Source organism: uncultured Zhongshania sp., assembly GCF_963975605.1.
Taxonomy (GTDB): Bacteria; Pseudomonadota; Gammaproteobacteria; order Pseudomonadales; family Spongiibacteraceae; genus Spongiibacter; species Spongiibacter aquimaris.
Genome location: NZ_CAXBHN010000009.1, coordinates 1 through 26,660, shown reverse-complemented (window position 1 = coordinate 26,660; position 26,660 = coordinate 1). Strand labels below are relative to the sequence as shown.

General features: G+C 49.9%; 22 protein-coding genes. 7 read left to right on the top strand and 15 right to left on the bottom strand.

From position 1 onward, the window contains the following. Positions 1 to 16: 16 nt before the first annotated feature. From AAC007_RS09625 to AAC007_RS09615, 3 genes are all read right to left on the bottom strand, one after another. On the bottom strand, positions 17 to 1,249 hold the full coding sequence (locus AAC007_RS09625; protein ID WP_339676290.1) for an ATP-binding protein: 1,233 nt from the start codon (positions 1,247 to 1,249) through the stop codon (positions 17 to 19). Positions 1,250 to 1,521: 272 nt separating this feature from the next. Beyond that, entirely contained in the window at positions 1,522 to 1,779 is a 258-nt protein-coding gene (locus AAC007_RS09620) for a hypothetical protein (protein ID WP_339676287.1), read from the bottom strand. Positions 1,780 to 1,809: 30 nt separating this feature from the next. Further along, positions 1,810 to 1,950 carry a hypothetical protein gene (locus AAC007_RS09615; protein ID WP_339676285.1) on the bottom strand — a complete coding sequence of 47 codons (141 nt, stop codon included), beginning with the start codon at positions 1,948 to 1,950 and terminating at the stop codon, positions 1,810 to 1,812. A 331-nt stretch (positions 1,951 to 2,281) separates the two neighbouring features. Here AAC007_RS09615 and traF point away from each other — a divergent pair, with 331 nt between their 5' ends. After that, positions 2,282 to 3,346 carry a conjugal transfer protein TraF gene (gene traF / locus AAC007_RS09610; RefSeq protein WP_339676283.1) on the top strand — a complete coding sequence of 355 codons (1,065 nt, stop codon included), beginning with the start codon at positions 2,282 to 2,284 and terminating at the stop codon, positions 3,344 to 3,346. Here the strand turns inward: traF and AAC007_RS09605 are convergent. Beyond that, positions 3,324 to 4,973: a GMC oxidoreductase gene (locus AAC007_RS09605; protein ID WP_339676280.1), complete on the bottom strand. Its 1,650-nt coding sequence runs from the start codon at positions 4,971 to 4,973 to the stop codon at positions 3,324 to 3,326. The genes traF and AAC007_RS09605 overlap by 23 nt on opposite strands. Positions 4,974 to 5,114: 141 nt before the next feature. On the opposite strand from AAC007_RS09605, the gene AAC007_RS09600 reads away from it, so the two are divergent. Next, positions 5,115 to 5,753 (top strand): TetR/AcrR family transcriptional regulator, encoded by a 639-nt coding sequence (locus tag AAC007_RS09600; protein ID WP_339676277.1) that lies wholly within the window; start codon positions 5,115 to 5,117, stop codon positions 5,751 to 5,753. Positions 5,754 to 5,758: 5 nt separating this feature from the next. On the opposite strand, the gene AAC007_RS09595 is transcribed toward AAC007_RS09600, so the two are convergent. The 3 genes from AAC007_RS09595 to AAC007_RS09585 all read right to left on the bottom strand — a co-directional run bounded on the left by AAC007_RS09595 (position 5,759) and on the right by AAC007_RS09585 (position 11,155). Then, positions 5,759 to 6,514: a SprT family zinc-dependent metalloprotease gene (locus tag AAC007_RS09595; protein ID WP_339676275.1), complete on the bottom strand. Its 756-nt coding sequence runs from the start codon at positions 6,512 to 6,514 to the stop codon at positions 5,759 to 5,761. A 71-nt stretch (positions 6,515 to 6,585) separates the two neighbouring features. After that, positions 6,586 to 8,100: a response regulator gene (locus AAC007_RS09590; RefSeq protein ID WP_339676273.1), complete on the bottom strand. Its 1,515-nt coding sequence runs from the start codon at positions 8,098 to 8,100 to the stop codon at positions 6,586 to 6,588. Further along, the gene (locus AAC007_RS09585; protein WP_339676271.1) at positions 8,090 to 11,155 is read right to left on the bottom strand and encodes a cache domain-containing protein; all 3,066 of its coding nucleotides are present in this window, start codon (positions 11,153 to 11,155) and stop codon (positions 8,090 to 8,092) included. Before AAC007_RS09585 ends, AAC007_RS09590 begins: the two co-directional genes overlap by 11 nt. A gap of 183 nt (positions 11,156 to 11,338) precedes the next feature. Between AAC007_RS09585 and AAC007_RS09580 the strand changes: the two genes are divergently transcribed. Then, positions 11,339 to 11,959 carry a response regulator transcription factor gene (locus AAC007_RS09580; protein ID WP_339676269.1) on the top strand — a complete coding sequence of 207 codons (621 nt, stop codon included), beginning with the start codon at positions 11,339 to 11,341 and terminating at the stop codon, positions 11,957 to 11,959. Here the strand turns inward: AAC007_RS09580 and AAC007_RS09575 are convergent. From AAC007_RS09575 to AAC007_RS09565, 3 genes are read right to left on the bottom strand one after another with little or no spacing between them, the layout of a single operon-like run. Then, complete coding sequence (locus tag AAC007_RS09575) at positions 11,956 to 12,300, bottom strand: YqcC family protein (protein WP_339676267.1); 345 nt, start codon at positions 12,298 to 12,300, stop codon at positions 11,956 to 11,958. The two genes, AAC007_RS09580 and AAC007_RS09575, sit on opposite strands and share 4 nt — an antisense overlap. Before the next feature lie 18 nt (positions 12,301 to 12,318). Continuing rightward, positions 12,319 to 14,442 carry an ATP-dependent DNA helicase DinG gene (dinG, locus tag AAC007_RS09570; RefSeq protein WP_339676265.1) on the bottom strand — a complete coding sequence of 708 codons (2,124 nt, stop codon included), beginning with the start codon at positions 14,440 to 14,442 and terminating at the stop codon, positions 12,319 to 12,321. Beyond that, positions 14,443 to 15,609, bottom strand: coding sequence for a 1-acyl-sn-glycerol-3-phosphate acyltransferase (locus AAC007_RS09565; protein ID WP_339676263.1), 1,167 nt, complete (start codon positions 15,607 to 15,609; stop codon positions 14,443 to 14,445). 296 nt (positions 15,610 to 15,905) lie between these two features. On the opposite strand from AAC007_RS09565, the gene AAC007_RS09560 reads away from it, so the two are divergent. The 3 genes from AAC007_RS09560 (at position 15,906) to AAC007_RS09550 (ending at position 19,553) form a co-directional block, all read left to right on the top strand. Beyond that, entirely contained in the window at positions 15,906 to 16,271 is a 366-nt protein-coding gene (locus AAC007_RS09560) for a hypothetical protein (protein WP_339676261.1), read from the top strand. Then, positions 16,271 to 17,104: a lysophospholipase gene (locus AAC007_RS09555; protein ID WP_339676259.1), complete on the top strand. Its 834-nt coding sequence runs from the start codon at positions 16,271 to 16,273 to the stop codon at positions 17,102 to 17,104. Before AAC007_RS09560 ends, AAC007_RS09555 begins: the two co-directional genes overlap by 1 nt. 103 nt (positions 17,105 to 17,207) lie before the next feature. Continuing rightward, positions 17,208 to 19,553 carry a 1-acyl-sn-glycerol-3-phosphate acyltransferase gene (locus AAC007_RS09550; RefSeq protein ID WP_295876536.1) on the top strand — a complete coding sequence of 782 codons (2,346 nt, stop codon included), beginning with the start codon at positions 17,208 to 17,210 and terminating at the stop codon, positions 19,551 to 19,553. 50 nt (positions 19,554 to 19,603) lie between these two features. Here the strand turns inward: AAC007_RS09550 and AAC007_RS09545 are convergent, their stop codons facing one another. The 4 genes from AAC007_RS09545 to AAC007_RS09530 are packed head-to-tail and all read right to left on the bottom strand — an operon-like array spanning position 19,604 to position 23,731. After that, positions 19,604 to 20,422: an SDR family NAD(P)-dependent oxidoreductase gene (locus tag AAC007_RS09545; protein ID WP_295876538.1), complete on the bottom strand. Its 819-nt coding sequence runs from the start codon at positions 20,420 to 20,422 to the stop codon at positions 19,604 to 19,606. A 30-nt stretch (positions 20,423 to 20,452) separates the two neighbouring features. Continuing rightward, positions 20,453 to 21,391, bottom strand: coding sequence for an alpha/beta hydrolase (locus tag AAC007_RS09540; protein WP_339676255.1), 939 nt, complete (start codon positions 21,389 to 21,391; stop codon positions 20,453 to 20,455). Continuing rightward, positions 21,388 to 22,254, bottom strand: coding sequence for an SDR family oxidoreductase (locus AAC007_RS09535; RefSeq protein WP_339676253.1), 867 nt, complete (start codon positions 22,252 to 22,254; stop codon positions 21,388 to 21,390). The genes AAC007_RS09540 and AAC007_RS09535 overlap by 4 nt, the downstream gene beginning before the upstream one ends. 10 nt (positions 22,255 to 22,264) lie before the next feature. Next, positions 22,265 to 23,731 (bottom strand): NAD(P)/FAD-dependent oxidoreductase, encoded by a 1,467-nt coding sequence (locus AAC007_RS09530; protein ID WP_339676252.1) that lies wholly within the window; start codon positions 23,729 to 23,731, stop codon positions 22,265 to 22,267. A 93-nt stretch (positions 23,732 to 23,824) separates the two neighbouring features. Here AAC007_RS09530 and AAC007_RS09525 point away from each other — a divergent pair, with 93 nt between their 5' ends. Continuing rightward, positions 23,825 to 24,475 carry a TetR/AcrR family transcriptional regulator gene (locus tag AAC007_RS09525; protein ID WP_339676250.1) on the top strand — a complete coding sequence of 217 codons (651 nt, stop codon included), beginning with the start codon at positions 23,825 to 23,827 and terminating at the stop codon, positions 24,473 to 24,475. Between the two features lie 74 nt (positions 24,476 to 24,549). Here AAC007_RS09525 and AAC007_RS09520 read toward each other — a convergent pair whose 3' ends face one another. Beyond that, entirely contained in the window at positions 24,550 to 26,652 is a 2,103-nt protein-coding gene (locus AAC007_RS09520) for a TonB-dependent receptor (RefSeq protein ID WP_339676452.1), read from the bottom strand. Between the last annotated feature and the right edge of the window lie 8 nt (positions 26,653 to 26,660).

Sequence of the window (26,660 nt, the reverse complement as noted above, 5' to 3'; positions counted from 1 at the left end):
GGCTCTGAACACGCGGTTACGCGGCGGGCAGATATACTCTAAATTCAGCACCTTGCCCCTCCTCGCTATGAAGCGTTATTCGCCCCTCATATTCATCGAGGATACGCTGACAAATCGCTAAGCCAATGCCATTGCCCTCATACTCTTTCTCACCGTGCAACCGTTCGAAAACACCAAAAATACGTTTGCTGTACTGGGGTGCAATGCCAATACCGTTGTCGCGAATATAGAACCCAATTTCACCGCTATCGCCATCATTTAATGGCCCAATCTCTATTGTCGGCTCGCCCTCGTCTCTACTAAATTTAATCGCGTTATCCAGCAGCTTAGATAGCAACAACGTTAAGATCTCGATTGGCAGCCTAACTGTTGCGAGCGAATCACGCTTTAAATTCACTCCGTATTTTTTCAGTTCCGAGGCATTCAATGCGAGCGCTTTTTCTAGAGCGTCGTTGAGAGATGATGGCTCGAAATCACTAACTAGCTTCATATTCGAGTATTCGTGCAAGTCATCGATCATCGACGTTGTTTGCTTGGCCGACTTTACCATCATCGTCAACCACTTGGCTTCGTCCTCCGCCAAGCGGTCGATTAAGCGATCTGATAATAGTTCACCAAACACGGCTATTGAACGCAGCGGCTCTTTTATATCCCGCGAGGTCACCGTTGCGTAACGTTCAAGTGCTGTATTAGAACGCTCGAGAGAGATCTGATTTTGTTCAAGCAGGGTTTTCATCACCCGCGTCTCGGCAAGCTCTTCGGTGCGCTCATCCACCAACTGGCGTAAATCTTTAGACAAACGCTCCACTTCCGCCCGCTGCTTAACATTGTCGGCAACTTCATCACGCAGCTTTTGATTCAAATCTAACAACTGTTGATTACTGGGCAGCGCCAAAGCCTTTTTAACTAATGGCCACACGGCAATGGCTGTTCCAACAGAGGCAATCGCGGTGATCAATTTAACAATGCCACTAAGCCAATAAGCGCCGTACCACACATTGAATATATTAATAAGATGGGTCGCACCGCAGGCGAAGATAAAGACCGCAAACATCACGAATATAAAATTGAATTTTAAATCGTCGCGATTGCGAACTAAATAAACTAAGGCAATCGGAATCGTGAAGTAAGATAACGTGATCAACACGTCGCTAGTGACGTGTAAAAGCACCAAATCTTCATTCCACAAATAGCAATGCCCATGGGGGGGCATTTCTGGGCCTAGCAAAAAATTCATTAAGTCAGACATTTCACCAATCCATAATTTGCGCGCTGCCTACTATCTACCAATACGCAGCCGAAGAACGTAGCTATGCACATTCATAATGTCGTTCATCTTTATAGCAAGCTAAATCCAAACACACCACTGTGTATTTCACCTAGCTGGCCGCAAAACTTCACAGGCTGGCGGGAACCCAAGACTAGATGGCGCGTGTAAAACGTCTAATTCGACAAACTCAGAACGCCGGAATTAAGCTCGCCCAGCATAAATATAGACCTATAAACAACAACTATCCTAATTTATAGTGATTTTACGCAGCTACTACCTTGCTCTGGGTACGTTGCCGTTACGTCGCGATGAGACGCTTGGATCCGCTCGATATTACAAACGTAATCGCCCATCAGCCTATATTCCTGCGCAATACCGACATATTTTTTCGCATAATCTAGCTGAGCCGCCAAGACCGGCAGATCCGCACCTGCCGCAATATGGTAAAAACCGCCCTTCCATTCCTGAACGTTGCTTCGCGTGTCCTCAGGAGCAATGATCAAGACCATGTCCTCAGTATCTTAAAATAACACCACCATTTAGCTGACAAAATCATGATGACTGCTGCGCTCGACGGCAACAATCATGACGTACTTACGAGCAACAGGCTGTTCGCTGGTAAATCGCCAAGCCCCTAGGGCAAACAAGCCGTCCACCAGGGCGCGAATAGTTTTAAGCAAAGAGGATAAAGCTAATCGTTTTAACTTGAGACATCACCATTTAATGCATTCACCAGCTTTATTATTGTATCGGCCCAAGGCCTCAGAACAATGTAATTTGTGCTCAGCGAAGCCTTTGACCATATCGATGATTAGGAGATATCACACAAAACAAGCCCAATGTGCTTGCCACCTTCTACTGGCTCCACTATTCTGCCGATTCACCTAGTAAAGACGGACCAAGCCGGTCAAAAACAATATCGCCAACAGGATGAATACACTCTTGCCCCTATTTACCGACCTCCGTTTAAGGCAAATATTGCTGATCTGCAGCATATTAATATCGACACATGTGACCGCCGATAGCGCTGGCGACCAGCGACTAAGCTCCTTACATACCCGCTCCGCCGCATTCCCCGCAATTAATTCGCATTCTGAGCCAGCGCTGCAGGGAGATGGCTACGGTTTTGTTAACGACGCTGACAGCCTGCTAGACAACTTGAAAAACATTTACGATGAAGGGGTCGCTTTAGATGGACGATCGAGAGGCATTCTGGTTATTCCCGGCGACGAAACCGAGCTGGTCGAACAATTAGAGAATGCCGATAATGACATCACCAGTTTTGCCGCCGGCGGTCACTTCGCTCTGCTGACACAAGACAAAAATTGGGTGGTAGTCGGGGGCTCTGAATTTAATGGCAGTGGTCGATTTATTTACGACGAAGGGGATGCCAATCGACTGCGCTTTGCCACTATTCTCGGCTTGTTCTCGCTTGGTGAGCTGCAATCTAGCGTTAACGTATCTGCACTTTGGAAAAATTACTTAGGCCTAAACTATCGCTTCAGCTTGGAAAGCATGCCCAATACCCAAATTGGCATTACCGCAAAACTTCAAAACATCAGTGTTATCGAGCGTGAAATTTCAATAGAAGACTACGACGAAGACAAGCTATTCGACCGCGGCAGAGATGTTGAAAATAGCATCCAAGCCAATGCCGACCTCGGAATTGAGCACCAAGTCGACAATTGGTTATTCAACTTAGACTTTAACGATATTTATCAGCAAGAAATTGAAGGACCTGAGGGGACTCGCTACCAGCAGCGGACGCATATCAGCAGCAGTATCAACTACAGGGCAAACTGGGCAAGTTTGCGCTTAGACGCCGACCTTAGCCCACAAAAGGGATTTGGCGAATTGTCGTCCCGCAGAGCATACGCGCTTAGCGGCCTACTCCCAGTTAGTGAGAAGCTGCAGTTACTACTCGGCTATACTTGGCTACACAGCGGCAATGATTCGAATTTACCGACGGTAGGCTTACATTATCGTCTCGGTGAATTACTCAGAATCGAGGCCCAATTTAGCTATGCTGGGCCCCGCGAGTTTGGCGGTGGAGCTAGCCTGCAGCTGCCACTGTAACCGCTGGCGACTCGGTGACTAGAGATTGCTTAGCGGGAATATACGCCATGGCGTGCTCCGTCAGCGCGGTGATCGTCAGTGATGGGTTAACCCCTAGGTTAGACGACAATGTCGACCCGTCACAAACTAACATATTTTTATAGCCGAACACTCTGCTCTGCACATCAACCACGCCGTCATCGGCGGAGCGCCCCATTCCAGCACCACCCATGCAATGGGCTGTCGCAGGAATATTAAACAGAACTTCGGTGATCAAACTGCCTGCCATACCACCCAAACGGCGAGCAGTCTTCAGCGCGAACTCGCTAGCTTCAGGAATATGGGCGGGAATTTTGGGCCCAAAACTGACCATACGTTTACTAAATGGCCAATACCAACGGCGCTTATAAAGCATATCAATATGACCATCCAAGGTTTGCATACACAACAATATGATGGTCTGCTTTGCCAGGCCAAAAGGAATAATTGAGCCGATCGCCTGCCTGGGATTGCGCACCAAAAGGCGCAGCAAGGTGTAAAGCCAAATAAATACGCGGCGCCAATCTGTCTTCCCACGTATCATCGCGGTAACCAATAGCCCCATTGCATCAGAGCCTCGCGGATAACGGGTAGCTTCAATATGGGTTTTCTCGTCAAGATAAATTCCGGAACCAATAGCGATACCAGAATCCATATTGTCCACATTGGGTAAGCGCACCCCGATCAACGACTCGGCATTTGTTCTAACGCGACGACCCAGTTGCGCCGATATATTAGGGAGCGATTTCTTGTCTCGCAATTTAAAAAGCAGATCCTGAGTGCCTAGCGACGAACCCGCAAACACCACAGCCTTTGCACGCCAGCGGCGTTTATTGCGAAACAGTAAAGACGTGCTGCTGACGGTGGTCACCTCGTAGCCGTCTTCGCCATCTGCTTTTCCATTTAATGGCACAACGTCAATGACTCGGGTTTCAGAGAAAACCTGCGCGCCCTGCTTTTCCGCCAAATATAGGTAGTTTTTGTCGAGACTATTCTTGGCATTGTAGCGACAGCCGACCATGCAGCCTCCGCAGGCGATACAACTATTACGCTCTGGACCTTCACCGCCAAAATAGGGGTCGGCATACGATTTACCCGGCGCCTCACCCTCGTCACCAAAAAACACCCCGACTTGGGTTTTGTAAAAGCTATCGCCACAGCCCCAATCTTCAGCGGACTCCTTTAGAATTATATCCGCCGGCCCAAGGATGCGGTTTTCAGTGACCCCGAGCATTTTTTGAGCTGTGGCGTAATGCGCGGGCATATCAGTCTCCCAGTCTTTTAAACCCGCCCAACTGCCCTGCTGCCAAATAATTGGCTTCGGCACTAATAAGGTATTTGCATAGGTAATTGAGCCACCGCCCACGGCATTGCCATGTAAAACCAGGACATGCTTAAACCACTTAATGTTGAAAAAGCCCTTCAAGCCCAGCATTGGCCGCCACAGCCAGCGGTGAAAATACCAATTGGATGGGGGATACGTTTCAGCACTCCAGCGCTTTCCCATCTCCATCACGGCAACGCTATAGCCCTTCTCGCTCAAGCGATGAGCAGACACCGAGCCGCCAAAGCCAGACCCGACAATTAAGTAATCGACATCGTATTCCACGCAAAACACCTTTTTTCACCGCAGCCGAGCAGCGCGGCACAATTTGACAATAGTTCATGTCACTTTACATCTGACATCAAGCCATGTCAAAATTTCAAGATGCCAAAAACAATCGCAAAATCCAACAAAGACGCCGCCCAAATGCCCCAAAAGTCACGCCGCTACCGCGGTAGCAGTGGCGACCAGCGCCGCAGCGAACGCTACGAGCAATTACTCAACGCCGGTTTGAGTGTTATCGGCAATCAAGGTTACGCCGCCGCAAGCGTGCGGAGCATTTGCGGTGAGGCCGGATTAACTGAACGCTATTTTTACGAGTCCTTCGCCAATCGCGAAGCCCTGCTAGCAGAGGTATACAAAACTCAAACCCGCTATCTAAAAAGTCGGATGCTGGCTGCCTTTGAAGCGTCAGAACGCAACACCGCCGCTTTTTCTCGCGCTGGTTTACAGGCTTTTTTCGACACCCTCTCTCAAAACCCTGATATTGCTCGGCTACTGCTTTTCGAGGTACTAGGGGTAAGTGACACTATTGACGAACTCTACTATGAAGCGATGGAAGAGTTTGCGGTCTTGATTCGAACGCTGACCGAATCCTTGGGATTGGCAGATATTTCTGACATACCCGATCAGGGTATGGTGTACGCCGGTTTGGTTGGCGCAGTATTGCAAATCGCGCGCCGCTGGGCCCTCACAAATTACCGTGAACCTGTGGCCAGTGTTATTGAAAGTAGCTTATTTTTATTTATTGCGGCTACCAATTACAGTACTGCAAAATCGCAATAGCCGTTTTATTCGCGAACGATTCTGGCGCCGACTGCCTCCAATTCCGCCTTGCACTGCCGCCACTCGGGCATTGCCTCAGTCATTAACGCATAAAATCTCGGGCTGTGATTAAACTCTTGGATATGGCAGAGCTCGTGGACGATAACGTAGTCAATACAGCGTAAATCAGCCTTAATTAAATGGGTATTCAAACAAACACGCCCCTCTGCAGAACAGCTACCCCAGCGCGAGCGCATACGCCTGAGCCGAAGTTCCGGGACGCCGCTAACCCAGGGAAGACGACTAGCCCAAAAGGCCAAGCGTTCAGCGAACAACTGCTGGGCTTGACGCAAATACCATTGCTGCAAAACGCGACGCACCTGCTCCGAATCGTCATTTACACCGTGAACACACAGCTCACCATCGCCGGCTAACACCTTTGCCCGCCGCGCACCGGCCACAATCCTAAGCGCCAACGGCGCACCTAAATAATCGTGAAGCTCACCCGACTCGAAGCGAAGCGCGTCGCCCTGCTGAAGTAATACCACTTGCTGACGCTGGTATATCCAATCCCTATTGCGGGTCAGCATGTCATCGATATCGGCCTGCAAGGTCGAAAATGGCGCACGTAACACCACACCAGAACGGCCCACCTGCAAACTGAGTTTGCGACGCCGACGCCGACTGCGGATGACGGTAATAGCAATGGTTTGATCTGGATACTGCAGCTGTTGCTGGCTGCGCAGCTCGCTAACCCGCCTCGATTTAAGCGCTCTTAACACGATCGTCGCCTGCTATTTAAAAAACTTGCCGCGACGCGGGAGTGCAAAATACAGATCATGAGAAATGAGCCCTACTGATGCACCGGAAATTCACAGCTGAAAATAGCACCACCGTCAGGGTTGGCCTGATAGCGAATATCACCACCGTGCCCCTGCATAATAGATTTTGAGACCGACAGACCAATACCCATACCGCCTTCTTTCGATGTCACAAAGGGGCTGAACAACTGCGCTTCTATTTCCGGCGCCAAACCTGCGCCAAAATCTTTTACTTTAAAACACACCAAACCTTGATCCAGGTACGTGCTTACTTCCACGGCATTACTCTGCCCCGCATTCGCGGTCGACTCCATGGCATTGCGAATTAAATTTAAGGCCACCTGCTGCAACTGAACTTCGTCTGCAAAAATTGCCGGCAAATTTGGCGCTGCAATTAAACGAACTGGAATTGCGTTTACCCTCGAATCCACTTCCGCAAGCGCCAGTACATCCTCGAGCACCGCGTTTAATGCCAGCACCACCCGACCACCCGAGGGCTTTTTAACATAGCTGCGCATACGCTGAATAACCGCCGCCGCCCGCTCCGCCTGAATGGTAATTTTAGTCAGCACCTCGTCCATTTTCTGGCGGCGCTCCTCGGGCAAATCTGCCACCAACCGCTGGGCAACTCTCGCGTAATTGGTCACTGCCGTGAGTGGCTGATTCACCTCGTGGGCGATACCGGCAGCCATTTCACCGCCCGTACTTAAGCGCTCGATATGCGCCAAATGTTGACGCTGGCTGTCCATTTCTTCGCGAGCTTGCTCAAGGGCAAATTGGCTCTGCAACCACTCGCTAATATCCCGCAACACTAATACTGCACCGCCCTCACTACGTGGCGAACCACTGAGCGCTACCGGCGCAATACTGCCGGTACGGGTATTAATGCTGACGTGATCCTTACGCAAACTAACGCCTCCCGCGCACAGTAAACCCAAGGACTGATTAAGGGCCTCGTCACCGGAAAACAACTGTAGCTGAGAGAATAACTCACCAATGCAATCGGAGGCGGGCCACCCTGTAATTGCCGCCGCTTGAGCGTTCATAGATGTAACACGACCAGTGACATCCAAGCCCAATATGCCCTCTTCAACCGCATTTAATATTTGCTGATTTTCATCTTCTAACTCAGTGTTGCGTCGCGCCAATGCGCGCTCAAGACGCTGAATTTTTATATGAGTACGCACCCTAGCCAAGACTTCATCCGTCTGGAAAGGCTTGGCAATATAATCGACGCCACCAATCGCTAAACCGTGCACCTTCGATTGGCTATCGGTTAGGGCCGACAAGAATATCACGGCGATATCAGCCGTTTCTGGATCAGCTTTTAGGCGTTCGCAAACTTCAAAGCCGTCCATGCCTGGCATCATAACATCGAGTAATATCAGCGCTGGCCGAGCTCGTTTAGCGGTATAAAGTGCGGCCTCACCATCTCTAGCCGCCAATAGCCGGTAGCCACTCCCCTCTAAGGTTTTAAACAAAACCTGCAAATTTGTGGGGTTGTCATCAACCAATAAAATTTGTTCACTACCGCTATCAGGCGTCATCAATAGTGGTCTCGCGCGTCGCTTGTACTACTAAGTGGGCGAGCTTATCAAAGTCAAATTCAGAGAGGTATAACTCTGCCTCGTCAAGAAAGGCGTCGCACTCAGGGCAGCGTCTGCGCAGCTGCTGCAATAGTTCTCGCAGTCGAGTGACGTCGCCTAAGTCGACCGCCTCACTCAAATTCTGCAAATCATCTTCTTTGGGTAATACAAAATCACGTAAGGGCAGTGCGTTGCTAACAACTTGGCTAGGCTTAGGCTGCTGTTTTTGCGTTTCAACACCGCAAGTGGCGGCAACAACTTTGAGCAAATCGCCAATACCAATTGGCTTAGGTAAAAAGCCATCGCACCCTACCTGCACAGCTTCATCCATCATCTCTTCATCGGTTGTCGCTGACGCCATAATGATCGCAACATCGGCCATCCCCATGTCCTGCTTAATGACGCGGGTCGCTTCCATGCCATCCATTTCCGGCATACGCAAATCCATCAATACCAATTTTGCCGTGCGCTCTTTTAAATGCGCAATAACCTCTAAACCATTGGCAGCTTCTCGGATATCTGTCGACACATCCTCCAACATACCTAGGAGCACGTGACGATTTACCGCCACGTCGTCAGCAATAATAATTGCAGGGTTTTCGCCAACGGTCGATAAAAGCTCCGTTACAGGATCAACCGTATTTACCAGCGATTCATCGTCGAACTCACTTTCATGAATTTCCAGCAGCGGTAAGTCGAAATAGAAACAACTGCCGTGACCAAACTCGCTGCTAACATTTAAATTACCACCCATCGCCTCAACCAAGCGGCGACAGATAGACAGCCCCAACCCAGTGCCCTTGCCGTCTTGCGGATTAACTTGGCGGAAGGGTTCAAAAACATCGCGGAGCTTTTCTTTGGGTATGCCCATTCCGCTGTCGGTCACCGAAAACATTAACTGCTTGGTTTCCTGATCAGCGTGTAGTTTTAGAACCACCTTGCCAGCGCTGGTAAATTTTACGGCGTTATCAAGTAAGTTAACGAGGACCTGCCGCAGCTTCACCTCATCAACTTGCACTTTCTCCGGCAAATTCGGCGAACGATCCACAATAAAATCCAGACCTTTCGACTTCGCCCTGTGCGCTACGATATCGCTGACATTGGCCACAATGTCGTCGAGCTTGTTCGGTCGACAAACAATATCGATATTACCGCTCTCAATCTTGGCCAGATCTAATACATCGTTTATAAGGGTGAGCAGGTGCTTACCGCAGCTTTCTATCGCGCGTAAATACTCCTGACTGCCCGTTGGAATTCCTGTGTCGCGCTGAAGGAGCTGCGCATAACCTAGCACCCCATTTAAGGGGGTTCTCAACTCGTGGCTGACACTGGATAAAAACTGACTTTTAGCGTGTAGCGCATCTTCGGCGGCGATGCGCGCGTTGACCAGTTCTAGCTCTATACGTTTGCGGTCGGTGACATCTGTCATGATCCCCATGGCGCGCATCGGCTTGTCATTTTGATCATTTTCAACAACATCGCCACGGCTATAGATCCAGCGGAAATTACCAGCGCGATCCTTAACTCTAAACTCAACGCTATTGCCCGTCGCCATTCCAAGCCAGCTGTCGACCGCCGAGGCGATAATTTGCAAATCGTCACCAAAGGCAATGTTTTTGAAGGCGCCAACCGGATACGGCGTAGCGGGGGCATTGTAGCCCAGCATACGAAAGAAACTCTCTCCCACTGTGACCAAGCCCGTCTGCAAATCCAGATCCCAGAGGTGATTTTGGGCGGCATCCAAAGCTAATTGGAAGCGACGTTCACTGAGTTTTAAGGCGCGCTCGGTTTCGGTGCGCTTTTCAACCATGAAATTTGCGTCTTCAGCCAAGCGCTGAAATTCCGCAAAAGGCAGGTGATTTACATTGATGGTGGTAGACCGCTTGCTTGCGTCAGCAAAAAACTGCTGGAAAATCGTAAAGCCTGCAGCACTTCGGCGCGCCAACCAGCGCGCCGCGAAGGTTGAAAACACCATTAAGGCAAACGCAATAATCACAATAAAGCGAATATGTTCTTTTACTCGCTCCTGCAGTGCGGCACGCTCATCGCTCAATTTAACATTGAGCTCGTCCAAAAAAACGCCGGAACCCAATACCCAGCCCCAGGGTTCAAAACGGCGAATATAGGAGATTACCGGCTTTTTCATACCATCTCGGTCAAGCCAGCTTAACTCGGTAAATAAACTGTGCTCTTCGCCGCCCACCCTCGCACTAACGTTTACAATATCGGGCATGAGCAAACCGACATTACTGGGATCGTAGGCGTTTACCAATTGCCGCCCATCTTTATCGACGACAAATAAAATAGAGTTATCTGGATCAATAGGTACCGCGGCAATCCGCTCGATCACTTCGCGCTTCAAGCGATTAAGCTCGTCGCGCAGATAAATACTGGCGCCCATATAAATATTCAGCGGCTTGTAATAGTACACAAAGCTAAAATTGCGCTCGGTCGCGACTTGGCTATTGGGATCAGTGAAACGGTATTCTAGAAACTCGTATTTCTTGTCTGACAACGCGCTTTTAATCTGACTAGAAAAAGCATCAATCGTCGCACTGTCTGACATTCGCTCATCGGTAAGGGGGTTCATCGGCGGTAGCAAAGCCCTGCCGTCGCCATCAAACAAGAAAAAGAAGCCCTTATTATTTAAAAACCGCAGCGATCCCATTGTCGTTCGCAAGCGGTTTAACTGCTGCGACTTACTTTCGCCAACAAATTCTTTGCGGGTGTCTTCAACCAGAGAAATACCAACGGCAACTTGCTGGCGCAAATCGTTGTATAACTGCTGATTTAGCTGCGTGTGTTTAAAATCTAGATATTCAACCGCCTTGCCTACTTCCCTGCGCAACAACTCCCGGCGGGACTCAACATAAGCATCTCGCCACGCTTCACTTTGCTGCGTATAGCGCTCGTATTCTTTGGCAATCCAGATATAGCCGAAAATAGCCAAAGGAATCGCAGACAGTGCGACTAGGCTAAGAAGATAAATTTGTACTAAACTGCGCTTAGTTCGCATGCGCAACCCTTGTTGTTTTATGGCATTTGCTTCGTTGCAATGCGGATTATAAGGCGGAAGCTTATCCAGTCTTGACGCTTCCCGCCAGTATCAATCGACTAATTCACCGATTAAGCATGCCCAAAGTTAATAATTTCATGATAGCCTTATCCCATACAAAACGGTAACCGCAAGGACCTAATAATGACTACAGAAGCGACGGTGTACCTCGTAGAGGATGACGAAGCCGTACGAGACTCACTACAAATGGTATTGGAATCAGTTGGCCACAAAGTAGTTAGCTATTCACGAGCCGATACGTTTTTGGAGGATTACTCCATCGATATGGCCGGTTGCATGGTGTTAGATATACGCATGCCGGGCATGAACGGCATGGAGCTGCAACGTCAACTCAACACTCGCAATTCCATATTACCGATTATATTTGTAACCGGTCACGGCGATGTGCCAATGGCGGTCGACGCTATGCAGCGCGGCGCTGTGGACTTTGTGCAGAAGCCCTATCGTGAAGAAGAGCTACTAGGCAAAATCCAACAGGCTATTGCTGCTGACTCTGAGAACCGCGCCGACCTCGAAGAAAAACACAAAATTCGCGCTAAATTGAGCGACCTTACGCCGCGCGAAAGTCAGGTTATGGAACTGATGATCGAGGGCAAGGCGAATAAAGTGATCGCCTACGACTTAGATATTAGCCAGCGCACCGTCGAAATTCACCGCGCACGCGTTATGGAAAAAATGGGCGTTCGCTCACTGGCGCATTTGGTACGCATGGTAATGGCGGCCGAAGAGCCCAACAATAACTAGGACTTGCTTACGCTAATACCTTGACTGCCCAGCAGCGCATCCACTGTCTGCAGGGCAGTCATTAAACCCTCTATTGGCAACAAGCTCGCCCGAAAATACTCCCCCGCCATAGGCGCAATACCGCTGGCCAGAGGCAATTCTTGCCTTTGTTCAATTAAAAACCGCATTCTTGGAATAAAAATAAACTGTAACCACTGCGGGAAATTGAGCCTATCGATGGCGAATGGCTGCTCGCTGCACAATGCTTCCGGCGGTGGCGGCTCGGCATCCCAGCGGCCAATCCGGCGTAACTCGGCCTCAACATCCATTAAAACCGCAGCGACTTCATGATACTTGCTCATATCTCAGTCCGCCAAAATCTACTCAATTATCTGTCGATACGGTGGCATCGACGCCAACATTTTACGACCGTAATGCCGCGTGACAATGCGCCTATCCAGAATGGTGATACGGCCAACGTCTGATTCACTGCGCAGCAACCGGCCACTGGCTTGTATCAATTTCACCGCCGCGTCTGGCACGGTAATATCCATAAACGGGTTGCCATTATTGCGACTAATCCACTCAGCCAACGCTTCTTCAACCGGATCTTCCGGCACCGCAAAGGGAATTTTGGCGATCAATACGTGGGAACAATATTTACCGGGCAGGTCGACACCCTCGGCAAAACTAGCCAAACCGAAAATAACACTTCCGTTACCCTTGTCTAAAGCCTCGCGGTGGCGGGTCAGAATCTCGTGCTTCGGCAAATCATCCTGCGCCAAAATCCGGCCTTGCCAATCCGCCGGCATACCCTCGCGCACCGCGCGCAATTGCTTGCGGGATGAAAACAGCACTAAATTTCCGGCATCCGGCGCCATTAAGTTTGGCAGCATATCGATTAGCGCCGCGGTATGCGCCTCGGCATTACCTGCATCGCAATTCATTGCCGGTATGTGCAGCTCGCCCGCATCGGCGTGTGCAAACGGGCTGGGAACCACCTCAAAACTGGCATCGCTATCTAAACCGGCGCGCATACTAAAGCGGTTAAAACTACCCAGGGCGGTTAGTGTTGCCGAGGTTAGGACAGCCGCATAACAACGTGACCACAGCGCCGATTTAAGGGCATTGGCGGCCAGTATTGGACTGGCGTTCAATTCTATATCAAACAGGCCTTGACCCGTTTCAACCAAGGCCATCCACCGCGCATTGGGTGGTTTTTCTTTGCTGGCATCACTGGCGTAAGAGCGCCAGAGCGCACAGGCACTTTCCGCGCGAAAACGCGCAGCAGACACCGTCGCCAACCATTGCTCCGTCACTTCTCGGCTCGCCATCAATTGATTGCCATCTAAGCTGTCTTGAAAGGTATCGATAATCCTTTCCGCTTGATGGATCACGCCGCTAAACCCCTCGACCATATTTTTTGCGTGGGCGGCTAGATTGTCCGGCACGATACCGTCGGGAAAGCGCACACTCTTACTTCCCTGCCGCTCTTCTGCGCTCTCTAGCAGCTCTTCCAATAGCGGCCGCAGTGGCGCCAAACCGCGCCGCACGGCAATAAGTTGGGTAAGCAAGCTCTCTAGCTGGCCGCGGGCGGTAACGTCCATAGCGGGCACGGCAATCATCGCTGTCAAAGCGCGTTCAATTTGCTCTAGCCAGCGCTCAGTCGCCGCCATACGAAAGTTGGCGCTGAAATGGTTAATCACTTTGTCGGGCAGGTGATGCGCTTCGTCGAATATATAAATGCATTCTTCCGGAGGCGGAAGTATGGCGCCGCCGCCTAAGGCTAAATCCGCCAGCACAAGATCGTGATTGGCGACAATAACATCTGCCTGAGTGAGCGACTCGCGGGCTTTAAAAAAGCTACATTGCTTAACGTGACTGCAGCGGCGACCGGTGCATTGGGCGTGATCAGTTGTCACCCGCGCCCACTTATCATCGGCAATCACGGTATCCCAGTCGTCGCGATCACCCGCCCATTTTCCGGTTGCCATTTTCTGCGCGAAATCCGTGTACAAAGACAGGCTTTCGGCGTCCGGCGCGGCCATGTGCTCGTCAATGTATAGGGGTAATACTTTTGCGTCGGCGCCTGACAACAATTGATCCAGCTTGGACAGACAGATGTAACGACGCCGCCCCTTAGACAAGCTAACGCTAAATTGCAGGCCGCTTTTGGTGAGAATATCAGGTAAATCGCGGTAGATAATTTGCTCTTGAAGCGCAACCGTCGCGGTGGAAATAACGAGTGTTTTATTGCTCTCTTGCGCAATCGGGATCGCCGCCACCGCATAGGCCAGAGTCTTGCCGGTGCCAGTGCCGGCCTCCACCACGCAGAGATGATCACCGCCCCCGCGCTGAAACTCTTGATTGCGCTTTACGCCACCCAGGACTCTCGCGATATGGGCGATCATCAAACGCTGCCCATAACGTGGCTTCAAATCTTTTACATCCAGAAATTGCCGATACGCATCCTGAATTGCCTTTTTAAGTGCATCCGTGAGCACCTATACCGCCTTCTCGATTGCCCGTAAATCTCGACTACGCAATTGATTGCAAACCGGGTTGGCGTAGATCTCCATCGCCTTTAGACGAAAGGCCTCAGGAATTTTTGCAAAACGCTGCTCGAAATCTGCGACATCGCGATCCGTTATTTGCGGCACCCGCAGCTCGCGCCAACTTTCGTCATTGTAAATCCGCATATACGCCAGCACATTGCTGGCATGGAGGCGATACTGATCAATAATTGCCTCGTCTAACACCGCCGCTACCCTCGCCGCGTCTGCGAACTCGCCTTTTAAGGGCGCGCCAAAACTGACATGAACATCGCCTTTGTTGCCTAACACGCCAATAGCGATGCTTTTTAAATCTTCGTGTTCCGCTTTTAAATAGGCACCGTCGCGCTCGACATGAACTAACTCCTGAGCCTTGGCGGCATCCAGCGGATCCCATTCATAGGAGATCGACACCGGGACGATATTCAGCTTGTTAATATAATCAGAAAAGCTCTCTTCAGGCTTTTGCTGGGCCATACCAATCATCTTAATGACCGCCGCCTCGGTGGCATCATTGCCATCTTTGGCGCGCCCTTCACGCTGAGCGATCCAAATGGAACTGCGCTCTTCCAGCAGAGAGAAACGAATATAGCCCGCCAATTGCCTAAATGCCGCTAGCATCTGGCGCGGGCCCTTGGCTGAACGCCGAACGATAAAGCTCTTATTAAGACGCATCAAATCGGCGGCAAAGGGCTTGGAAAGCAGATTATCGCCAATCGCAATGCGCACCGTGTCGCGCTCGTGATGATAGAGGGCATAATTGACAAAGGCCGGATCCAGGGCGATATCGCGGTGGTTACTAATGAATAAATACGCGGAATTTGGCGCTAAGGCGTCTAAGCCAGATACATTAAAGCTGCAGGTATGGTCCTCAATCATGGTATCCATATACTGCTTGATAACTCGCTGAAAGCCCGCCACATCGGCAACCCCGTTCAGCTCGCGACGCAGATACCACGCCACAAGCGGGCGCACTAACCAAGGCAGGTAGCGATTGAGCTTGGGTATGCGCAGGTTTGCGACCACATTCAGCAACTCGGCATCGCCCAGTAACTTGGCTAAAACCGGCACGACTTCATCGTCGTGGTATGGCCGGATCTCAGCGAAGTCATCCATCATTTTGTGCTCTCAACGATATAAAGGGGCGTACAATAAAGGATTCAATCGCAGTCGTCATCTGCCAGCGACCAATAGTACGTAGCAAACTCCCAATTTTCAGCGCAAAGCGCAGGTCGAACAAACACTCATATCCCTCAAAACTTCAATCATACCCAGCCAGCAAAGTGCCTGATTTAAGGCCAACACGGCCGAATCAAAATGGGGCTAGACGACTTACATCTTAAAGCCGACAACGTAGTTCGCTTCCTCATATTGTGCGCATATACAGAATCTGCCTTTCAATATGCGGATAAGCTATGCCAACAAAACCCCTGGTCCTTCCACGCCAAACTGATCGGCACCGACAAAGTCGTTTCGGCGATATGAGGGAATTACGACAACACCTTAAGTCCAAGCGCAAGTCGCAAACGTATACTGGCGACATTGATATTTTGCCGCAGCGGCAGCATCACGGCACCATTAGCTTGCTCTCGGCTCGCAGTACCGACGGGTTTTGGGATAGGAATCGCGACCGCGAGTATGCTTACTGGCCTTATATTAAAAGGATTCGACTACAAACTAGCATCCGTCATGCACTTGATCGTATATTACTAGGCATGCCGCTCAGTCTAAGAGCCGACTCCCAAGAATCTAAACCTGACATTGCAGTGGAAGCACACTAATGACACACCAGCAAGGCACCCTAAGCAGCCAATCCGGCTGCCGAATCTACACCCAAAATTGGCAACCCGCCGGCACCCCAAAGGCGGTGATCATTCTGGTGCACGGCCTTGCAGAACACAGCAATCGCTATATCGATATCGCCAACTATTTCACCGAGCAATGCTATGCTGTGTATGCGCTCGATCATGAGGGTCACGGCCACTCTCAGGGACTGCGCGGCTATATAAACCGCTTTGATGATTTCATCACCACGCTTGATCAATACTGTAACGAGATAGCCGGGCTTCACCCAAACACCAAACTCTTCTTGGTCGGACACAGCATGGGCGGCGTTATTTCGACAGCGTATCTATTACAACATCAACAGAAACTTGCTGGCTGCATACTGTCTGGCGCCGCTCTCGCAACCGGGGACGTTATCAGCCCCGTACAAAAATTCGTGGTTCACTGCTTATCGAAAATTTTACCCAAACTCCCTATTCTGCAACTAGAAGCAAATGACGTCTGTCACGATCCCGCTGTTGTGGAGGCATACCGCAACGACCCCAGAGTATTCACCGGCAAGATTCGCGTTCGACTGATAAGCGAAATTTTACGCACCGCCGACATGGTCATTCGCAATGCGGCAAGCATTAGCTTGCCGATGCTTATATTGCATGGCGGCGACGACAAAATGGCCTCTCCAACAGGCTCAGAGAAATTGTACGCGGGCATCGCGTCCAGCGATAAGACCTTAAAGATTTACCCCGGCCTCTATCATGAAATTTTTCTAGAGCCGGAAAAATATTCCATCTACGCAGAGATATATGATTGGATAGAACAAAAGTTATAGAGACAGTCACAACATTTACTTGTTAACTATTTAGGGCTCCAAAAATAGGCAAAACAATTTAATTAGTGGCACTCTCGCGATATAGCACCAAAGGAACAGCAATATGGATCAAACTCGCAGCAACCCTTGGCCCGAAGCCACCACCTGCCCTGTCGTTTTCATTATCGACAGCGTTAATCGGACCGAAAAAAAGCTTTTAGAAGATGCTATACGCAAACATCAACCTGCCGGCTCAAGGTATCATGTCGTCCACCGCCACTTAAGAAATGTGCAGACCCGCCGCCAGCGCTCCACCACCCAATTACTAGAGCTAGCCAAGTCAAACGACAACCCTTACTTTGTTCCCGTGCGTATTTGCTGGCAAACACGCACGCCGAGAGACATGCAAGGTGTATCACTGAGAGATTTAATTACCGGCAACCGCGAATACCCAGGCTGGTTTCAACAGCAGCTGCGACTGCGCAAAGACAGCAGCGGCTACAGTATCACCGTTGGTAACGGCGCCAGCCTGGAGCAACTCAAAGACAGCTGCGTTCACCACACCCAAAAACATGGCGGAACAGAAGACCTTATTAAATTTATAGATCGCTCCGCTTTTTTGGCGCTCGAAAAAGTAGAACGCCAAGTGAAAGGCGCTCGATATAAAATACCTCAGCTTCTCTCAGACGAAGTCATTCGCAAACCATCAGTGATTAATGCCCTAAGCAAAATCAGCGAATCTACTGGTCGCTCGATGGATAGTTTGATCAAAGAAGCAAAACTGTGCCTAGACGAAATGTCTGCAAAACCAAGCGCCCTCGGTACCGACCTCGCCGCCGCCTTAGGCCGTTTCATGTATACCCGCGGTTTTGACAAAGATATTGACTATGTCGACGGCGATATTGAACGCATTCGCAAACTTCTCACTGAAAAACCCGTCGCCTTTTTGTTCACCCACAAATCACATATTGATGGCTTCCTGCTGATGACCATCTTTCACGATCAAAATCTGACGCCATTGCATTTATTCGGTGGCATCAATATGAATATGCCAGGAATCGGCCCGATTCTGCGCCGGTCCGGCGCCATCTTTATTCGGCGCAGCTTCCAGAATGACCCGGTCTACAAAGTTGTATTCAAAAACTACATCGATTACTTGGGAGAAAAACGCTTCCCCTTGATGTGGGCACTAGAGGGAACCCGCTCCCGCACCGGCAAGTTAATGCCACCTCGTTTCGGCTTAATTAACTATGTGGTAAGCGCGCATATGCGCGACGACGCTCCCGACTTAATATTAATGCCAGTATCGATTACTTACGACCAAGTACCCGAAGTGGCTGATTACGACGCACTGCAAGCCGGCGGTAAAAAGCGCCCTGAATCCACATCTTGGTTTATGGAATATATCAGCGGCCTTAAAAATCCCCACGGTAAAATTCATGTGCGATTCGGTGAAGGCGTTACCATTAGCGAACACCTGGACCTAAGTAGCCCCGCACCGCAAACCAGAGACATTCAAAAGATCGCCTTTGAACTCGCTGTCGACGCAAACAATGCCACGCCGATTACGGTCAACTCATTAATTTGCTATGTCATTCTTGAGCACGGCCACAAGGCCATCACATTCAACGAGCTCAACACTGACATTCAAGAACTTCTGCAATTAATTAATAAACTCGGTTTTGCGACCACCAGCGACGTACAAAACCTCAATGAGGCCAGAATTCAGAAATGCTTAAAAGACCTGGGTACAACCGGTGTCATTAATATATTTAACGACGGCATCGAATCGGTATATATGCTGCCGAACGACGCCGGTCGCACCGCGGCCTACTACCGAAACGGTCTGATTCACTTCTTCATCACCAGTGCCATCGCCGATCTAGCACTGCTTGCCGTTAGCGCAACGGGCGATGAAGCGCTTAGCCAGTTTCACAATGAAGCACTGCGTTTACGGGACATGTTTAAGTACGAGTTTTTCTTCGAGGGCTCAAGTGCGTTTATTGTGCTGCTCGAACATGAACTTGAGCAGCGTGCGCCCAACTGGCGAGACAGCGTTAAACAAGGTGCTAAAGCAACCCGCAAACTCCTTGCAGGCATAACACCTATTCTAGGTCACGGCACGCTGCGCCCATTTATCGAAGCCTATCTTGTCTTGGCACGAGCTTTACGGATGCAGCCGGTGGGAGAAATCAGTGATCAAAAGCATCTCATCAACCACGCTCTCACGCTGGGTAAACAGCGGGTGCTGCAGAAGCGAATACATTGTGAAGAGTCCGTGTCGGGTAGCTACTTTGAAAATGCGATTAAAATCGCAGAAAACCAAGAGCTACTCAAGGCGGGGGACGAGGCTGTTGCAGGGCGTCAGCGCTGGCTGGAAGAGCTGCGCGAAATTTCCGCTAATGTTCGCTTTTTAGCATCAATGGCCGATGCCAAACGACTGCAAATACGAACCGCGCTGGAAAAATAATCCGCTCCAGCATTAAAGGCTGCGCCACTAGGGCGCAGCTCACCCTACAATTATCGCACCGCAACGCCCTGCAACTTCATTACTAAGCGTACAACAGCAATATATGCTGAAGGCATAAGTCTCGCCAATATGTCCTGCACGCGGCCGTCGCTAATAAAGATACGGCCGATATTTTTCTGCACGCCACGAAGAATGATATTCGCCGCTTCCGACGGCTGAGTACCTTTTTGAAGCAGTTCGTGAAAATGCTTTGTGCTGCTATTGTGATGATCGGCATTGATTGTAATGTTGGTCGCCACTGCACCGGGATGCACGGTATGCAACGTTACGTTGTTGATACCTCGGATACGATGCTCTGCGCGCAAACTGTCGGTAAAACCGCGCACCGCGAATTTTGTGGTGCAATACGGTACGAGATACGGCAAAGCAAGAATACCTTGCGAGCTTGATAGATTAACGATGGCAGCCTCCGGCCGACTGAGCAAATGTTGATAACAGCGCTGAGTCGTATGAATCACTCCCCAATAATTAATATTGGTAATTTTTTCAAAGTCTTGCTCGCTGGCTTCGCCGAAGGTGAGGTCGCCGGAAGCGATACCCGCATTATTAATGAGAAGATCTATATGACCAAAGTGCGCGAGGACATTGTCGACGAAAAGATTGATGGCGCACTTATCGCCCATATCGACTTTCTCACTATAATAGTCTGCGTGCATTGTGGTGAGCTGGTCTTCGGTAGCGTCGAGCTTCGCAATATCGCAAAACGCAACTTTCGCGCCGCGTCGCGCAAGCTCCATCACTAAATGATGACCGATGCCACTGCCACCGCCGCCAGTCACAATGGCAACCTTGTCTTTAAATGTTTTCATATCTGATCCCTTGTGTGATTACGGTCAGCCTTAACGATGCTTGGCGAGAAAGGCGAGCACATCTTCTGCGCTCTTACGCGGTGCTTCTAGCATGGGCATATGACCAAGTTCTGGGTAAGTAATAAGTTCGGCATTCGGTATACCGCTCCGCCAAATCGCTGCGGAACTAATATGCAGCAGGCGATCGCGCTCACCCCACAGAATGAGTATGGGCACGTTAATGTCACTTAGATGCTGATCCAAAAGACCAGTGCTATGAAAGTCCTGGAATATACGGGTAAGTGACTCACGACGAACAATATAGTCATCTGCCATGAAATCTAAGATCATCCGAGGTAGCCACGGTGGCTGAGCCATGGTCATCGAGTAGAATTCGAGAAACTCATCGCGATTATGTATCTCAAAAGGGTTGCGACCCGTCGCGAGCATTTTAGCCATATCACTTTCTTGTGGCGCAACAACACCGGCGGCATCAACCAATACCGCGCTCTGCACGCGGTTTGCATGGTGCAGTGCTAACTGAGCGGCAATAAAACCACCCATGGAATTACCCACAATATGGGCGCGCTTAATACCCAGCGCGTCCATCGCTTCTACCACCCGCTGCGCCTGACTCACGGTGTCATACTTAAGTGCGGGGTCAAAGGCGGTTTCGCCATGGCCCGGCAGGTCTAAAATTAAGACCTGATACTTATCGGTAAAATGGCTGGCAAAGCGCATCCACACGGTTTTTTCTGAGCTATAACCGTGGATCATCACTACGGTTTCTTTGGCGTCTTGTGGGCCGCCCTGCCAGCTCATCATCTGGCTATCGCTAATCTCGATTTTGGACCGGTGCAAGCCATAAATACTTGTTTCAATACGGCTGGCCAAGTGCAACACGTCACCACCAATACGCGGGTAAGTGGTCACAGCCCAAATGACAACACTAGCAGCCAGCGCAATCGCAACAATTAGGGACTTCTTCATCCTGCATTCCCTTTTTTAATCGGTGTAGCAATTGGCTTAATAGCAGCTGGCTGGAGCGGATAGTCGCTGCGGTCGATTACGTCGCGCATATCCCACCAGATAAGTTTATTAAGCAAACGTAAGGGCACTAGGTTGGCGCCCAACCAAGTTTTAAATGAATCTTTGCCATAAACAATCTTCGGCGTACCGCGACGTATACCTCGAATCACACGGCGCACAACAGCCTCCGGCGGTGTTGATAAGTACTTGTCCGAGAAGGCTTGGTGCTGAGGAGCGCTGGCTATATTGGTAGCGATTCCACCGGGATGGACAAGGTGCACACTGATTGGACTATCGTGCAACTCAACCATTAACGCTTCACTAAAGCCGCGCACGGCGAATTTCGCCGCACTGTAATCGCTGTTATTGGGTGGCCCAATCAGGCCAAAAATACTAGATACGTTCACCACCGCACCCTCGCCATTTTCGATCAGCTGCGGCAAAAAGACTTGGGTACCATGCACTACACCGTAAAAGTTAATACCCATTACACGCTCGATTGAAGACAGCGGCGTTGCCCACACCGGCTTGCCATCACCCGACACACCGGCGTTATTTATAATGACATGAGCGTTGCCCAGTGAGGTTTTTACATCAGCAGCAAATCCTTCCATCGCAGAACGATCAGCAACATCAAACACCGCACTGAACACCTCGGTCGCAGCGGTGTTATGTACCATTTCAACTGTTTTGGCTAAGCCCTTTTCGTCGTAATCATTGAGCGCCAGCCTTGCACCTAGCTTTGCAAATTCTAGGGCGTAGGCACGACCCATACCCGAGCCTGCGCCAGTTATAGCGACTATTTTATTATTAAAATCCTTCATATTGATGATCTCATCTAAACAAATGGTGCTTGGTCTTAAACCGGCTGGCTAGCCTGTTAAAGGTAAAACTGAAGCCGGGAAACATCGCAATAACATGACCACTCTTGCTCTGGTACCAGCTGGTGCAACCGCCAGACTTCCAAACGGTTTTTTCCATTTCAGAGTGAACCATCTGGGTGTATTGATCCTCGGCGTCGGCGCTGACTTCTATGGCCTGTTTACCAGATTTCTCCAGCTGCCGAATGCTGCCAATGATGTATTTCATCTGTGATTCAATTACGAATATTGCGGAAGTGTGGCCAATGCCGGTATTGGGCCCAGTGACCACAAAGAGATTAGGGAAGCCTGGAATGGCAGTGCCGAGGTAGGCCCGAGGAAACTCTTCCCAGGCACTCGCTAAACGCCTATTGTCCTTGCCAATGACGGGGTATGAGATCATCCCGTCGGTCGCGTCATAACCGGTAGACCAGATGATAAGATCGACATCAACTTGCTGACCTTGTGCGGTCAGAATGCCGGTCTCGTTCACCGAGGCGATCCCGTCTTGCTTGTCATGCAATTTTACATTCTGTCTCGACAAGGCTGGATACAAGGTGCTCGATAAAATGATGCGCTTACAACCGATGGTAAAATCCGGAGTGAGTTTTTCACGAAGCACCGGATCGGGCACCTGCTTTTTAAGTAATTTCAACGCGGCCCGCTCCGCAACTAAATCCAGCATCAGTTTGGAATACTTAAAACCAATCACACGAGTTTCAAGACACCAATAAATCCACCAGCGCAGTGCTTTATAAAGCGGTTTAATGCCTAACAATTTTTGTTGGAACGATGAAAATTTACGATCTGGCCTTGGCAAGACCCAATGCGGGCTGCGTTGAAAAACATGCAGCTCCGCAACATCGCCCGCTATCGCCGGTATAACTTGTGCTGCGCTTGCCCCGCTACCCACAATGGCCACACGTTTAGCACGATAATCAAAAGAGTGATCCCAAGCATTAGTGTGGAAGCTTTTACCCTTAAAAGTATCGCGGCCGGGGAAGTCGGGAATAACCGGTGTGCTCAGCGGCCCAGAGGCATTAATCAGAATTTGCGCCTCAAACGTACCCGCCGCGTCAGTCTCTATAATCCAGCGCTTATCATCCTCATTCCAGCGGACCTGCGTCACATTGGCATTAAGTGTAGTTTTGTCGCGGAGGCCGTGCTTATCAATCACCGCATTGGTGTATTGCCGCAACTCCTCTTGCTCTACAAACATTTGCGACCACACGTAAGGCTCCGACGAAATGGAATACAGCGGTGACTGCACATCGACCGCCGCGCCGGGATAGCTATTCTGACACCACGTCCCGCCCATAAAATCGCGGCGCTCAAGAAGTCGAATATCGGTGATGCCCTGCTCCTGCAGGCGGATTGCAGCACACTGACCACCAAAACCGCTGCCAATGATAACAACCCGATAACACTGCTTTGCTTGCATGTATTTATTCTCCCCGCGAGGGCTCTAGCCAATTTCATGTGATGACAAACGACATCACTTTACTTCTGATGACGCTTGTCGTCAAATAAGAGAATGAACAAAATTGAAAAGAACAGTAAATCGGGGCGAACCTACGGCGGTGAAAGTGCGGCCGAAAGACTGGCGCGTCAGCGCCAAACCTTTATGGACGCAGGACTAGAGCTATTTGGCACGGTTGGCTACCGAGCGACAACCGTCAGAATGCTGTGTAAAGAAGCAGGGCTAATTGATCGCTATTTCTACAAGACCTTCACTGATACTGAAGATTTATTAGCTGCGGTCTATACCGAATCCTTGGACCAAATCCAAACTCAGGTTCTGGCAGCAATCAATACCACTAACAGCGAGCCAATTACGGCCAAGCACATTGAACTTGGCCTTGAGGCGTTTTTTAGTGCTTTTGAAAACTCGCGAGTGGCTAGAGTGTGTTGGTTAGAAGTCCTCGGCGTCAGCCCGCGTATTGACACGCTATACATCAGCCGCATACAGGAGTTTGCCGAATTATTGCTGCAACTTGGCAAATCCATGATGCCAAATTGGCCGCTTGGCGAAGAGGAAACGCGCATAACAGGCATAGCGTTGGTTGGTGCAATAAGCCAGTCTGCGATGCAATGGCTGCTCGATGACTACCGCTCACCGAGGGCAACATTAGTGAGCGCGAATGGGCGTCTGATTAGAGGACTCTTCAACACGCCTTCGCATTAAGGTACCTATAGCCATAAGGCTCGCCTTACCTTTTAGTTGGCTACTACCTAGCAACCACAGCCCAAGCAAGCACCTTAAAAGATAACTTTAAAATCCACCCCGTAAGTTAAAGGATCAACGATACCGACATGGAAGGTCCCAATATCAGTGCCAGTTAAACCTCCGGGCTGTGACACGCGATCATTGCCCAGTAGATTTTTACCCCATAAGGCCATCTCATAGCCGCCGCTCGGCGTGCTCCACGCCACCCGCGCGTTTAATAGCTGGGTATCGTCGCCGTAGCCATTGACGGTATTAAAGAAAGGCTGATGATCTTCATTGCTGGGCTCAGTGTTTTCTTCGTAAATGTAGTCAACATGGAACAACAGCAATCCGTAATTAAACTCCGGAGACCAATCCATTGTCAGGGTGTATTCCTGCGGCGAGCTAACATTCAACTGATCTGCCACCTCAAATTCACCCTGTGCGTTGAAGTACGCTTCACGACTAGACTCTTGCTCGCGGTAGGTATAAATCAGTCCAAAGCGCAAATTTTCGGTCGCCAGCCAATCTGCGGTCAATTCGATACCCTGAATATCCTCATCTGTATTGATGACTGTCGGCACCGCGCCGTTACTGTCAGGCGATCTCGATTCAATGGCTTCTTGACGATCATCAATAATCATTTTAAACAGAGCAATCTGGGTACGCACTTGGGTGTCAAAGAAATCGCCCTTCACACCCAGCTCTATATTACTAACGACTTCGGGGTCTAATGGCGCTTCTCTTGTTCCGGTATTTAACGAGTCATAGCCGCCGGACTTGTAGCCAGTGGAGTAACTTAAAAACGTCATTGCACCGTCAGTGACTTGGAAATTGGCTACCACGCGACCGGTGATTTTATCCCAGCTTTCAGAGGCTGTTTCTACGCCATCAGAATTAAAAAAGAAGTTTTCTTGTAGCAATTGCGACACGACAAAATCCGTTAGTGGCGCATCCCAACTAAAAGACTTTTTATCGTTACTATAGCGCAGACCGGTAATAACATTCAGCCTGTCCGTAATTGGGAAATCTAAGTCCATAAATAAACCGTAGCTTTCGAAATCCCCCTCATTGGTCATTCGTTCGGTAACAAAATTACCCTCTACCACATCGCCTATTAGGGAGTTTAAAAGCCCCTGAGGAATACTTGCCATGCCAGATGCCAGCTCCAATACTGCACCGTAGCTAAACGTGAGAGCGGTTTGCTGATAGGTATCTTCCTTGCTGTAGTTGGCACCGAATACCGCGTCTACCCATTCGAGTGCAACATTGAACTGCATTTCAAAGTAGGCTATATCCGAGTCTTCAATATTATTGGTATCAACATACACCGACTCATCACTGGTGGCGTCTTCATCTTGCAAATTATAGGTTTCAAATGCGCGGTAACTGCCGATTAAGGTCATGCTGCTAACGTCGTTTAGCTCGTACCAAAGCTTGCCGGTAAAGCCCTCCATATCTCTAGTTTCGCCACCGCCGATCGCGTCCGTCTCTAATTTACGATCAGAGGGGTCAGGAAAATTAGAAAACTCTTCGCTAATACTGATTCGCGCCTGGGGGCCGTTATCGACACGATCAATATCATAGGCAAACTGCATGCTCAGCCTTTCATTTGCCTCCCAGCGCAGGGCGAGACGCGCAAATTGATTATCTTGCTCGCCGGGATTAGGTGATGCTGGGCCTTTATTTTCAGTCACCTCATCGCGCTGGTTGTGTAGCAAGTTAACCCGCAGTGCCAAGCTATCGCTTAGCGGCATATTGCCCATACCCTCTACGCGGAATAAATTGTAGCTACCCAACTTTGCCATCACAAAGCCTTCGCTTTCTTCTAGGCTCGGCGCATTGGGAATAAAGCTCACCACCCCCGCCGCGGCATTACGACCGAACAATGTGCCCTGCGGCCCCTTCAATACTTCTACCCGCTCCATATCAGAAAATGGCACGGTAATCGCCGCGCGCGGTAAATAAACACCATCTAAAAACGTGGCGACAGAGGGGTCGCCACCCGTACTGATATTGGAACTATCTATGCCGCGAATCACAAATGAAGACTGAGTAGTACCGCCGCCGCGCACCCCATCGCCCACTTTTAAGCCGGGAATATAGGCTTGAACCCGTGGTGCATTTAGGAAATGACGACTTTCAGGTTGTTTAATTTATTCCC

Bases quoted from the DNA above. Each gene is read 5' to 3' on its own strand.
- AAC007_RS09535 (WP_339676253.1), bottom strand. From the start codon at position 22,254: ATGAAGGATTTTAATAATAAAATAGTCGCTATAACTGGCGCAGGCTCG.
- AAC007_RS09525 (WP_339676250.1), top strand. From the start codon at position 23,825: ATGAACAAAATTGAAAAGAACAGTAAATCGGGGCGAACCTACGGCGGT.
- AAC007_RS09565 (WP_339676263.1), bottom strand. From the start codon at position 15,609: ATGATGGATGACTTCGCTGAGATCCGGCCATACCACGACGATGAAGTC.
- AAC007_RS09600 (WP_339676277.1), top strand. From the start codon at position 5,115: ATGCCCCAAAAGTCACGCCGCTACCGCGGTAGCAGTGGCGACCAGCGC.
- AAC007_RS09560 (WP_339676261.1), top strand. From the start codon at position 15,906: ATGCCAACAAAACCCCTGGTCCTTCCACGCCAAACTGATCGGCACCGA.
- AAC007_RS09530 (WP_339676252.1), bottom strand. From the start codon at position 23,731: ATGCAAGCAAAGCAGTGTTATCGGGTTGTTATCATTGGCAGCGGTTTT.
- AAC007_RS09575 (WP_339676267.1), bottom strand. From the start codon at position 12,300: ATGAGCAAGTATCATGAAGTCGCTGCGGTTTTAATGGATGTTGAGGCC.
- AAC007_RS09555 (WP_339676259.1), top strand. From the start codon at position 16,271: ATGACACACCAGCAAGGCACCCTAAGCAGCCAATCCGGCTGCCGAATC.
- AAC007_RS09590 (WP_339676273.1), bottom strand. From the start codon at position 8,100: ATGACGCCTGATAGCGGTAGTGAACAAATTTTATTGGTTGATGACAAC.
- AAC007_RS09585 (WP_339676271.1), bottom strand. From the start codon at position 11,155: ATGCGAACTAAGCGCAGTTTAGTACAAATTTATCTTCTTAGCCTAGTC.
- AAC007_RS09580 (WP_339676269.1), top strand. From the start codon at position 11,339: ATGACTACAGAAGCGACGGTGTACCTCGTAGAGGATGACGAAGCCGTA.
- AAC007_RS09625 (WP_339676290.1), bottom strand. From the start codon at position 1,249: ATGTCTGACTTAATGAATTTTTTGCTAGGCCCAGAAATGCCCCCCCAT.
- AAC007_RS09550 (WP_295876536.1), top strand. From the start codon at position 17,208: ATGGATCAAACTCGCAGCAACCCTTGGCCCGAAGCCACCACCTGCCCT.
- AAC007_RS09540 (WP_339676255.1), bottom strand. From the start codon at position 21,391: ATGAAGAAGTCCCTAATTGTTGCGATTGCGCTGGCTGCTAGTGTTGTC.
- AAC007_RS09545 (WP_295876538.1), bottom strand. From the start codon at position 20,422: ATGAAAACATTTAAAGACAAGGTTGCCATTGTGACTGGCGGCGGTGGC.
- AAC007_RS09620 (WP_339676287.1), bottom strand. From the start codon at position 1,779: ATGGTCTTGATCATTGCTCCTGAGGACACGCGAAGCAACGTTCAGGAA.